This window comes from Pseudoalteromonas sp. AOP7-A1-14, from assembly GCF_052376275.1.
Lineage (GTDB): Bacteria > Pseudomonadota > Gammaproteobacteria > Enterobacterales > Alteromonadaceae > Pseudoalteromonas.
Genome location: NZ_JBQSVO010000106.1, coordinates 1 through 12,715, shown reverse-complemented (window position 1 = coordinate 12,715; position 12,715 = coordinate 1). Strand labels below are relative to the sequence as shown.

General features: G+C 39.6%; 6 protein-coding genes and 1 tRNA gene. 2 read left to right on the top strand and 5 right to left on the bottom strand.

The window, feature by feature from the left end; translation table 11 throughout:
* Positions 1–201 precede the first annotated feature (201 nt).
* Positions 202–828, top strand: a complete 627-nt coding sequence (locus tag ACT3RM_RS14360) for a trimeric intracellular cation channel family protein (RefSeq protein WP_441835862.1) — start codon at positions 202–204, stop codon at positions 826–828.
* 250 nt (positions 829–1,078) lie between these two features.
* Here the strand turns inward: ACT3RM_RS14360 and recD are convergent, their stop codons facing one another.
* The 4 genes from recD to ACT3RM_RS14340 all read right to left on the bottom strand — a co-directional run bounded on the left by recD (position 1,079) and on the right by ACT3RM_RS14340 (position 11,916).
* The gene (gene recD, locus ACT3RM_RS14355) at positions 1,079–3,073 is read right to left on the bottom strand and encodes an exodeoxyribonuclease V subunit alpha (protein WP_441835863.1); all 1,995 of its coding nucleotides are present in this window, start codon (positions 3,071–3,073) and stop codon (positions 1,079–1,081) included.
* Entirely contained in the window at positions 3,070–6,675 is a 3,606-nt protein-coding gene (gene recB, locus ACT3RM_RS14350; RefSeq protein WP_441835864.1) for an exodeoxyribonuclease V subunit beta, read from the bottom strand. Before recB ends, recD begins: the two co-directional genes overlap by 4 nt.
* Positions 6,662–10,018 (bottom strand): exodeoxyribonuclease V subunit gamma, encoded by a 3,357-nt coding sequence (gene recC, locus ACT3RM_RS14345; RefSeq protein ID WP_441835865.1) that lies wholly within the window; start codon positions 10,016–10,018, stop codon positions 6,662–6,664. Before recC ends, recB begins: the two co-directional genes overlap by 14 nt.
* An 854-nt stretch (positions 10,019–10,872) precedes the next feature.
* Positions 10,873–11,916: an alkene reductase gene (locus tag ACT3RM_RS14340; protein WP_441835867.1), complete on the bottom strand. Its 1,044-nt coding sequence runs from the start codon at positions 11,914–11,916 to the stop codon at positions 10,873–10,875.
* Between the two features lie 208 nt (positions 11,917–12,124).
* Between ACT3RM_RS14340 and ACT3RM_RS14335 the strand changes: the two genes are divergently transcribed.
* Positions 12,125–12,511, top strand: coding sequence for a DUF2750 domain-containing protein (locus ACT3RM_RS14335; RefSeq protein WP_441835866.1), 387 nt, complete (start codon positions 12,125–12,127; stop codon positions 12,509–12,511).
* Positions 12,512–12,530: 19 nt separating this feature from the next.
* Here the strand turns inward: ACT3RM_RS14335 and ACT3RM_RS14330 are convergent.
* Positions 12,531–12,620: transfer RNA gene (locus ACT3RM_RS14330), tRNA-Ser, on the bottom strand.
* Between the last annotated feature and the right edge of the window lie 95 nt (positions 12,621–12,715).

Here is a 12,715-nt window from a genome sequence, read left to right as displayed (position 1 = left end):
CGCTTTTAGAATCGAGTGATTTATATGTAGTATTTTTACTTCCAATTATGTCTAATTTATCTAACTGTCTGTATCCATATCGAGTCTAAATAGATGGTCTTATTTTATTTTCTGGCTATATTCAGTAATAATAAACTCTAAATACGTTACTCTTTACGCTTAATATGTCCCAAGCACTAACACGCCAGCAGGAAGGCCTATATGACAACAGAATATTTTGAATTGTTAAGCTTAATTGGTGTTGCTTTTTTTGCAATATCAGGAACTTTGCTTGGTCATGATAAAGATATCGGTGGTTTTGGTATTGTTGTCGTAGGATCAGTAACCGCTCTTGGTGGTGGCACGTTGCGCGATGTACTGCTAAACCAGCCGGTATTTTGGATTTCAGAGCCAAACTATTTATATGCCACTTATAGCGCGATATTTGTCGCAGTCATGTTTATACGCTATTTGCCTGATGTATCAAGCTATTACATGCTACTCGTTGATGCCATCGGCATGGCCATTTTTAATATAGTCGGCATTGAAAAAGCATTAATTGAAGGCACAACCATGATAGTTGCTATCACTATGGGCATGACCACCGGTATATTTGGCGGTTTAATGCGCGATGTAATCTGCCGCGAAATGCCTCTAGTCATGCGTGAAGAGCTCTACTCTACCGCCTGTTTTTGCGGTGGTATCACTTACGCTACTTTATTCTTATTAGAGGTGTCATATTTGTGGTGCATTATTGGCTCATTTTTAGTTACAGTATTCCTCAGACTCGGCGCCCTGCACTTCGGCTGGCGTCCTAATGTATTTAGAAAAAGAACCGTGCGTAATTAGAGCATTGTGAGAATAATACAAAGGAAATAATAAAATGATGAGTATAAAGAGCAAAGTTACTTTTTTGCTCTTCGCTTAAAAGCTAAAAAATTGGTAATTACTTAGCCCTGTTATTACGCCCCAAAACAACTAACAATAGCACCTTCACAAAACCACGCAGGGTTATTAACTTTAAAATATGACTGAAGCCTTCTTTTCACATAATAAAACAAACTAGGAACTAATATTTTTAACTCCTAGTTTGCATGCCTCATTTTAACCGCTCGTACAACCCTGACGCTCTACTTACCGATCTATTCATTGCCGTTAGTAGCACGTTTTTGTCGGCTACCAGCTCGAAGGTATTTTTTGCACGGGTGATGCCGGTGTAGACTATTTGGCGGTTTATGCCAGCAGTTGCCTGGTTTGCCGGTGGCAATACCATCGCAGTATAAGCGAATTCAGAGCCTTGTGATTTGTGTATAGTCATTACATACACTTTATCGTGGGGTGGCATTCTGGCTGGTGAAAAAGCACGTTCATTACCTTGCTCATCTATAAATATCGCTTTAAGTTTCTTGTTTTCATCATGCATTAAAATACCAATATCGCCATTAAAGAGCTTAAGTTGATAATCGTTTTGTGCAATCATGATCGGCATGCCTAAATAGTGCAGTGGATTTGCAGTGGTATTGATAAGCCCTTGGTTGTGCAGTTGTTTTTCAATTCGCTGATTTAGGCTATTTACGCCGTAATCACCCTCGCGCACTGCAGCAAGTAATTGATACTTAGCAAAGGCTTTATGAACCTCTGCAGTTGTTGCATGTTGCTTAATTAGATTTAGATACTTTGCATAATGGCTAGCTGCATTTTGCACTAATTTTTCAACCGGTTTAGTCACTAGGTCGAAATCAAGAATCACGTCGTTAAATACGCCGCTATTTACCTCTTGCTCTACAAAATTTAGTTTGCCTCTATGATTAGTATTAACAGCCAATGCTAGTTGGCCGATGCCACTTTCTGCGGTAAACCGATAGCTATGTTGTAAAAACGCGATGCAATCGGCAAGTTTAAATTTACTTGGTTTTACTTCGAGTTTTTGTTCGCCGTTAAAGCAAAGCTGATTTAGTTCATCGCAGCGTGCTTTTGAATAACTGGGCGTTTCACCAAACATTAAACCTTGGCATAAATCACTCATAACACTACCGGTATCTACCGAAGCAAGTTGGTCTTTATCACCAAGTAGTATTAGCCTCGCGTGAGCTGGCAGTGCTTCTATTAGCTTTGCCATCAGTGATAAATCAACCATGGAGGCTTCGTCGATAATCAATATATCTAAATGCAGTAGGTTGCCACTGTTATGTTTAAACTTATTGGTAAAGGGTTTAACCCCCAATAAACGATGAATAGTTTCTGCACTTTGAGGAATTAATGGCTCTACCTCAACTGGAATAGATGCTTTTAATTGCGCTTTTGCGCCTAATATAGACTCACTTAATCTTGCTGCCGCTTTTCCTGTAGGAGCTACCAGCTTAATACTGAGCGGCGCACTTTGATAAAGTGATTGCAAAATAGCAAGCAGCTTCGTGACGGTGGTGGTTTTACCGGTGCCGGGACCACCGGTGATCACACTAAAACCTTTTGTGGCAGCCATAGCGCAGGCGACTTTTTGCCAATCAAGACCCTTTTTAGGTGCTTTGCAGGCAGGAAAATAATAATCTAATAAATCACTGAGCTTGGTATTGTCTATCGTTATTTTTCGCTCACTCATAACTAATAGTCGCGATGCCAGAGTTTGCTCATACCCGGCAAGACGGGAAAAATAGAGGCGGCTTCCAAATAGTTGTAAAGGCTGCTGTTCGCCAACACTTGGGTGTGCTTGTAAGCAGTTAATGGCACACTGGGTGTCAAAGTCTTCAATAAATGGGCTGAGCTTATCTGGCACTGTGCCATCAGCCTTTGTAAAGTCAGATTGGCGTAAATTAAACGGGTTTATCCAGTTTACCTCGTCTAGGTTTAAACAACTATGTTGGCTTTGCCCTGCGAGGCACAGTAATAAAATAATATTGTAAACATCACTTTTATCGGTGTTTTTATTTTGTTGACAGAGTAAATCAGCCAACTTTATATCCACCATACGTAGGCGATTTTCATTAAGTAAATAGTCAAGCAACGGGACTTTTTTTACTGTTCGATTTAGTTCAGTATTTATTGTCGATGTTTCGCCTACTGTAGGCGTTGTGTTTATTGTAGGCCCGTTGCTCATGATGGCTCTCCTTCGCTCATTGTCGCTTTAGTAAATAACCCATCTAAAATCTCAACTTGCTCGCTGCTGAGCTTTTTAAAGTAAATACCTTTGCCATCACCCATCCCCCGCAAAAAGGTGTAGTAAATGCCACCTAAATGTTGCTCTATACTGTAATTTTTAATACGTTGTTTTAACAAGCGATTTAGCGCAACTGTGTATATTAGATACTGCAAATGATACTGATGGCTAGTCATAGCTTGCTCGAGTGAGTCTTGCTCGTAATCACTAGGCTTGTTGCCTAAGTAATTGGATTTATAATCCAAAATATAATATTTACCTTGGTAGTAAAATATTAAATCTACAAATCCTTTAAGTAGTCCTTGTACATCAAAAAAATCAAGATTGCTTTGATTAAAACCAAAGTGTTTAATTAGTACTGAGTTTAACTGTTTAGCATTTAAGCTTTGCAGTGGTAAATTAAATTCCATCTCAACTAAACAGTCACTTGGGGGTAATACGCTTAAGCTCAAGCCAGTGTTATCAAAAGGGCACTCTAAGGCGCTGAGTATCCATTGTTCAGTGGTCTCTTGCCACTGCTCGTCTATGTGATACTTTTTTAAACTTTTTTTAATCACCTCAGCTAAGTTATTCTCATTACTACCTTGAGGCTGCTCAGTTAAGTGTTGCTCTGGATTAGTAAAATCAATTTGCTCAAAAATTTCGTGTAAACAACTACCTGGTTTTGCTCCTTTGGGGAAACTATACGGGGATTGACTATTATCTTGCTTGGCGGCAAATTCATCTTTGTTGTGATCTTCATCAGTACGTCCTGGTTGTATGTGATCAGACTGTTTTTTAAAGCTCAAGGCACTAAAACTGGTTGCGCGCCAATCTTTTTCTATCTCAACGGTTACACTATTAACACTAAGCTTTTGCTCTGTATTTTGCGCTGGTAAAAGTTGTAATGGCTCCTGCTCGACTAACTCATCCTTAGTAAATTCGCTATATTCCATCGCTGAGTTTTGCTGACAAAACTCTTTTAAATGATTACGCCAAATTACGCTACTGGTTATATCAAGGTTTGCAAATAATACATGTCCAAGCGAGCTGCTTTGAATAGCTAAACGACTACTTTGCCCTTGCCCTATGTTGTACATACCAATGGCGCAGTAATGAATAGCGCGTGTTAGTGCCACGTACAATAAACGTAAATCTTCAGCTAGACGTTCTTGCTCGGCTTTTTGCAGTGCATCGTCACTTTTACTTAAATCATAAATAAGCTGCCCGTCTTTATGATACAAGGCCTCTTTGGTTTCACGATACCCACTAGCAAATGGCATAAACACTAACGGAAACTCAAGCCCTTTTGATGCATGCATGGTAACAATTCGTACTAAGTTAGCATCACTTTCAAGGCGTACTTGGACAGCTTCACCGTCTTGTTGACTCACTTTTTGTGCAAACCAACGTAATAACCGTTGTGTGCCCTCAAGCTCAATTTGTTTTTGCTGGAGTATTTCACTGAGATGTCGTAAATCTGTAAGCCAGCGCTCTACGTTATAGCCTAAACCTTGCCATTTAGCGCTTAATTTATTGTGGCTTAATAAATATTCAAGCATCGCCATGGCACCTTGCTTGTGCCAGACTGAGCTTAAGTAAGCAAAAAAGTTAAGGTGTACTTGCCATTTTGCTTCATCATCTGCAAGCGCATAAATGTCGTTATAACTTAAACAAAATAATGGGCCAGCAAGTACCCCGCGCAGTAATGATTCGTTATATTGGCCATGTAATGCTGTTAAAAAGTTCAGTAAATGATGGCTCAACTCTTGGCTAAATACACTGTCGCGAGATAAATACACACTGGCAATTTTAGCATCACTGAGTGCTTTTTTGATAACCTGCGCTTCACCCCGATCACGCACCAAAATACAAATATCAGCAGCGGTTACGGGCTCACTGCCTATACACGCGCGTCCCTCTGACGCCTGTACAAGCAACGCTACTATTTTATTAGTAAAGTGGGCGGCTAAATGCTGCTGGCTAATCCCTTTTTTGGTTGGTTTGTTTTTATCATCAGCCTCGGTATCTGTAAATACACAAAACTCAAAGGCCTTGGCCGGCTTACCATTTATCAAAAATGATTCATCCGCTTCCTTACCTTTGGCCTTAACTTGGTTAAAAGGAATGACATCGTTATATATAAAGCTGTTATCATGCTTAGCAAATAATTGGTTAACACTTTCAACTATATCAGTACTTGAGCGAAAATTGGTGTCCAAGGTAAATTGCTGGCTTTGCTCAACAGCATGTTTTGCGCCTATGTAAGTAAAAATATCTGCGCCCCTAAAACCATAAATAGCTTGTTTAGGGTCCCCAATCATGGAAAGAGTAGTATGTGCTTGCGTATAAATCTTACTAAAAATACCGTATTGGGTTGGATCGGTATCTTGGAATTCGTCAATCATGGCAACGGGGAATAAGTGCGCTATTTTTTGTGCAAGTGTTTCGCCCTGCTCACTGGTCAGTGCATTATGTAAGTTACTCAATAAGTCATCCGGAGTGATCACGCTTTGTTCTTGCTTGCGTTTTGCAATAGCTTTTTTAACCCACGTAGCTGCATGTTGTACTATTGCTATAGCGAGCCCTTGATTTATAGTGTTGCTAAGCGCTGCAAGTTCATCAAATTGGCTTTGTAGTGCATGAGTAAATAATGGCTGGTTTTTTTTATAGTTACCCGCATCACTTAGGCTTTCAGTACTCCACACTTCGAATGAATATTTATTGGTACCAAACTGAAAAAACAGCTCGTCACTTAAACAGAACTCTTCAAGCGCTTTTAAGCTTCCTTTACGCGCAGGAGTCTTCGAACCACTGAGCCCAGAGGCTTTAACCGCTGCAACAAATTCGCTTTCTAAACAGCTTTTTTTAAAACCGGGTACTTTTGCAATGTATTGCTCACGGGCTTGCCATACATCTTCTAAATTAATTTGCGGAGTAACTTTTGCGTTGCCTTTATTCAGTAAGCTAAACACTTTACTAAATAACGCTTCCGGGGCTTGAAAAACGTCGAGTATGGCATCGGTTTTTTCTTTATTTAGCGGGTATACAAAAGTGCGCCAAAAATCTTTTATGGTCTCGAGTAGTATTTCTCGCTCATCTAAAATAAATTCTAAATTAAACGCCACTCCTGATTCAAACGCATGCTGTTTTAGCATGCGCTGACAAAAACCGTGAATAGTAAAAATAGCCGCTTCGTCCATTGATTTTGCAGCAGCATCGAGTAAGTCAAAGGCACGATGTTTGTCGTCAATCGTGCTTATAATATCGTTAATTAGCTGATCTTTTGTTTCAAGGCCTAATAAACCGTCACGGGCGGCGATAATACGTGTGCGTACGCGATCTTTAATTTCTTGGGTGGCGGCATCGGTAAAGGTCACTACCAATATTTGCTCTACACTTAAAGGCTTATTTAGCTCTGAGCCTGGTTCATCCGCTATTTGCATTCCTAATAAATAACGTAAATATAAACCGGTAATAGTATAGGTTTTACCTGTGCCTGCACTAGCTTCTATCAAACTTTGCCCAGTCAGTGGCATTGTAAGTGGATCAAGCGCTTGCATAGTCACTCTCCTTTGCGTTAGCAGCTAACGGGGCGAGCAACTTATTGCTCCACACTGTAAATTCTTCTTGGCAATCTAATAGTGATTGCGTGGTTAAGCGAATGTACGGATTTTCGCCCTCGCCGCGGCCAATATATTGTGGGCTAAATTTATTGATTGCTTTTGTGATGTCGCCACCGGTTTTTACGTATTCATACCCACTTACCGGAAAAAACGCTACTGGCGATTGCCTAAGCGCAACATATAAACTAAACCACTGATTTAACAGTGCCTCAGCTTGGTTTTTATCTATTGGGGCAAACACTATTTTTTGATCAAGGCCGAGAATTAATGTTTCTACACTGTGCTCCATAACTTGCGCACTTAAATGGTAGATAAAGCCTTTAATCAAGTCTTTCGCTTTAATACTGGCACTTCGGTAAAACACTTGTTTTTGCTGTGACTGTTTTTGTAAGTAAAGATGATTTAACCATCCTTCAATTTTCATACTTTGGGGTTCTGCATCTACGCCGTCACTTTTAAGGAGTAAGCTCACCTCTGCGGGTTCATTTTTGCTTTGCTTAATTTGCTCTTTTACTTGGCCTGCGAGTGCATCAACACGATGTTCCATGCTTTCAAAAATTAAATCGCCAACGTGCGCTTGGGGCAGCTCACCTCGTTGCAATATTTGCTCCCGGCTAAGTGGTTTTTCTAAAATAGTAGCTTCGAGTATTTCATCTAAATAAAAGTAACGCTTTAGTGCATCTACACTAAAGGGTTCTTCATCTTTGGTTATGTCATTAAATTCAGGTAAGCGCAGACCTAATGTTTGTTGATAAAAACTCTCTTGTGGATTACAAACACTACGAATAAATACATCTAAATCTAAGCTTTCTGGCATTATTACAGCAAGTTTAGTGAGTGATTGTGGCGCTATTGCTTCTGCAGGCAGCCAAACGGGATTATAGCTGTGTTCATTAAATGCTGTTTGGTCTTCTGACTGCTCTGTTGGTAGATAATAATGGCTATTAAACGGCTGCAAATACTGCTTGCTAATCAAACAGTCAGGTAATTTTTGTGCACTTTGCTCATCTTTTTCAACTAATGAAAAACTGCGGCCAATATATTCTAGTAATTCACTGACAAGCGTTGATGGCATACGCGGTTGGTTGTCAAAACACGAACGACCAATGTAACTCATGTACAAATTTTCGCGGGCACTGAGTAACGCTTCCAAAAACAGGTAGTGATCATCAAGTTTTCGTGATCTATCACCTTTTTGCTTTTTCGAATACGGCACTAAGTCAAAGCCTATCGGCTGTACAGTACGAGGATAATCAGCATCGTTAAGGCCCAGCATACATACCACTTTAAATGGCACAGCGCGCATTGGCATTAAAGTACAAAAATTAACTTGGCCGACCAAAAAGCGCTGGCCTACGCCATTTTCTTGAATACCTTGTTTGATTAAGTAACTAACAATACGTTGTGATACAACTTGAGTATAATCACCGTTTTGATGGTGTTTATTAACATCATCGAGTACTTTTTTAAGCACCAACAGATCCCAACTATCATCGCTATCACTTTCGTATATAGCCGCCAACAGCTCATCAAGAATATCGGCTTTATTTGTTAGTGTGTCATCGGGAGTTAGGCGCTCTTTAAACGTTTGCAGTACATCAATAAAGTGCACTAGTTTATTAAGGGTATCAAGAGCCATCCCTTCAACTTCATCCGCACTGTAAATGCCATTAAATGGATTTTGCTCATCGCGCTGAGCAATCCCTAAAAGTAAACGATTTAACCCATGCTTCCACGTATTTAAGTCAATAGTGGGTAAGTCGAAGCTACTTTTATGCTCAGCATCTATGCCCCACTTAACGCCTACTCGCTCAAGCCAATATTGAATTTGCTCGTATTCATGGGACTCAAGACTGAATTTTTCGGCAATTTGAGTGACCTGTAGTAAATCTAAAATATCCGAGACACCAAAACGTGAAAACGGCAAATTAGCTAAACTTGCAAACGAACTAAGTACGGGCTTTTCTTGCTCAATAGCTAAATCAGCCAACGCATATGGGATATGACGCTTACCTTGTGCCCCACCAAAAACGGCCTCGATATACGGGCTATATGTGCCTACATCGGGCATCATAACAATAATATCTTTTGGGGTAAGCGCTGGATTTTGATGAAATAAATTAAGTAAGTAATCATGCAAGCGTTCAACTTCTCTGAGCGGCGTATAGCAATCGCTAAGCATGATACTGCTATCATTTTGCTTTACTGGCAACTTGCCTTCGTCGTTAATAAACCACTCTTTATCTAAAGTAAGTGATTCGCCTTTAAAGGCCAACTGATAAATTTCGCTTTGTATTTTGCCAAGTAATGAATCATCAAAGCTTGCTGTAAAGCCATCAATCCAACGGGCATCAAGTTGTACTAGTTGCTCAAAATAATCACGCCCTAATTTCCCCCATGATGATAACAGTGGGTTACCAATAAAATAGTATTCATCATCGGGATTATTTTGGCTATTTTCGCAGGCATCAAGTAATGGCGTCTTGGCATATTTTGCTTTAATTTTTGCAGCGGTTTTTTCATCAACTACATCACCCCAATAATGCTCGCTGGGGTTAAAAAAGAATAAGAACACCTGTGTTTTTTTACTCAGTGCATTAAATATTTCAAGCTGGGAACTTGCAATAGCTGATATACCAAACAGACTAATACGCTTAGGTAATTGGCTTTCGTCCATGTTTTCAAGAGCGGCAATTAATTTTCCTTGCATATTGGCGCGGTGGAATTGGCTTTGCCCAAGCTCGACACTTAACGCAACAATGCGCCGCCATAAATCCGGTTGCCAAGGCGAAACCGCAATATCGACATCATCAAGCTCATCTTTACCGCTATCCCATGTTTCTATCCAATGCGGGCGATACATCAAGTACTGATCGTACACGTCGGCTATTTTTTCACATAAGGCAAAGGTTTTTTGGCCGTCAATATCGCCTGCTAAATAGCTTTTAAGCGGCAAATATAAGGGCTCGTCAATGCAATCAGGCAAAATAGCAAAGAGTTTCCATGCAAGGTTAGGTTTATTAAATGCGGACTCTTTAGGCACATTAGGTAATAGCTGCTGATATAACTGCCAAATAAAGCTTGATGGCAATGGAAAATCTACTTGTGCGGCGATACCAAGTTGTTCGCTCAAACCAATTTTTAACCACTGCGACATACCAGGCGATTGCACCAGCACTACTTCTTTATCAAACAGGCTTTGTAGCGGGTCAACCATTAAAAGCTTATGGAACTGCGCTTGCAGTGTTTCCATACGGTTAGATTGGATGATATTCAGCATTTAACACAGTCCTTGCTTGAAACTAACTAGTTGACCTAGTGTAAGATATTTTAATAATGAGCGACAGGTAATTTATGTTGCTTAGATCTAAACTGTAGATGAAATTACTGATTGAGTTTTTATAAAATATTTCTTATGGTTATTGTACTTTAATTACAAAGGTAGTTTATGCAGAAAGTTAGCAATTATTTTTTTTAGCCTACTTTATACTATTCCCCCCTTGAAATGTTTATTTATAAACCACTCCTTGATAGAGTAAAATACACCAGAACAAGCTCATAGCTTTATCAAAATCCAAGCACAGGTTAGATGCAAGGCTTATCCGTAAAAATAATGTACGCGATTGAATATCAAAAACTTAGTAGTTAAAGCAGTGTATTACCCATCGCAGATTCCAATATAGTCAATTACCTACCAAAATGGACGACTGCTTAATTATAGATTCATCAGGCCTAACAATTTTAGATGCGCTTGAAAGGTGAGTTTGCGGACGGTTTGATTATTATGATTTAGACTTGTATGGAAATATTAAGCAGTTAGTTTACCTAAAGCAGGTGGATGTTTGCCTACTCCATTTCGTCGTTTTAGTCATTACGCAGCGCTTCGTCTAACGTACCTAATAAAATTGTCTCAGAGATTTCATAAGCACTCGATAACTTGCAGAAAATGGCAGGCTACAAGCTATCTATGAAAAATATATTACCTTTTAACTGTTGTTTTATTAAAACTTCAAATCTATCACAGCAATAATTTTTATATCAACATGCTTGCCATTTTCATTTATAGCTAAATAAAAAGGCTTGTTTTACTACAAGCCCTTTATAGTTAGTAAATCAATATGCGTTCAGTAATAGCTACACCAGTTCAGCAAGCATTTCATCGCTATAGGCGGTAAGCTCTTGTCCCTGCTTTAGTTTCTCTATGTAATCAGGATTAGCAATAAAGGCACGGCCTATGGCAATTAAATCAAACTTGTTGTTACTAATAGCTTGTTTGGCACTGTCAAAATCATAGCTACCCACCCCCACTAAAGTTCCCGTGTAGTTAGTACGTAAATACTCAGAAATAGTTTGATTTTCTAGGCTTTCAAAGCGCATGCTATCGTCAAAAATACCACCATGAATATACGCTAACTCGCGTGTATTTAACTCACTTAAAAGGTAATCAAATACAGCTTTATCACGGTTGTCTTCATCCATATTAAAATAAGCCCCTGGAGATAAACGTAGGCCCGTTTTTTCAGCGCCGATTGCAGCTATCACTGCATCAACTACTTCAAGGGGAAAACGCGACATATTTTCAGGAGTTTGCCCGTATTCATCACCACGTTGATTAGACGCAAAATGTAAAAATTGGTCAAGCAAGTAACCATTCGCGCCATGAATTTCAATACCATCGAAGCCTGCCTCAATCGCGTTCTCTGCTGCTTTTACGTAATCAGCGACTAACCCTTTGATATCTTCAGTAGTGGCAGCTTTAGGCGTTTGATATGTGAGTTCACGCATTCTTGGAACTGAGCCTTCAATACCAATTGCAGAAGGTGCGAGCACTTCCCCGTCAAAAAAATGCGGATGTGCAACGCGGCCGACATGCCAAAGTTGAGCAAACATTTTACCGCCATTTGCATGTACCGCATCGGTGACTTTTTTCCAACCTTGAACTTGTTCATCACTAAATAATCCCGGTACATTAGGGTAACCTTGTGCGTCTGGGCGAATGATTGTCGCTTCACTAATAATTAATCCCGCATCTGCACGGCGTGCATAATACTCAACCATAGCTTGAGTTGGTACTAAATTATCATCTGCCATACAGCGTGTTAATGGCGCCATTAATACGCGATTTTGTAGCTCAATACTGTTGTTTAATTTAAACGGTGCGAGTAAATCAGTAGTCATCATAATCGATCCTTTATTTTGTATAACTGTTAGATATAGTCACCTTGGTAAATATTCAAGCTCTATTTTGAATGATCGCTCAATTTATTTGTCAAAATAATAATTTTGCTATACTAGGTATAAAATTAAATGCAAAACTTTCAACATAGTGTCATATAACTCGATATACTATTAAGGAACTAATTAAATAGTAAAGAGTGAGCCAATTATGACGACTGCAATTAAAAAAAATGATGATGCTATTTTATCGCTAGGAGCAAAAAAACGACTCGCTTTTATGTTTGAAACCGTACAAGAATATAAGCAAGTGTGGATTTTAAATGATGACGACGGCTGCGTTATGCTGGTAAATGAAGACGACGACTGCGTGCCTGTTTGGCCTGAGCGCATTTATGCCGAAGCATGGGCAACCGATGAATGGGAAAATTGTACTGCTAAGGCAATTCCAGTAAAAGACTGGCAAAGTCGCTGGACCAGAGGTCTTGAACAAGATGATTTACTTATCGCCGTATTCCCTACCGAAGACGACGACGGTACTATATTATTTCCTGATGAATTTGATACACAGTTAAACGCAACTAAAAAGCGTTACTAAATACTAAAAGGAAAAATAATGGCGGAGGGAGAGGGATTCGAACCCTCGTTAGGGATAAACCTAAACACACTTTCCAGGCGTGCGCCTTCAGCCACTCAGCCATCCCTCCGCAGGGTTACCATTTGGTAACTCGGCGTAATAGTATGAAATAGCGCTCTTAGGTGCAAGGTGTTTTTCATTATTGCTTTTTAACTGCCTAGTAAA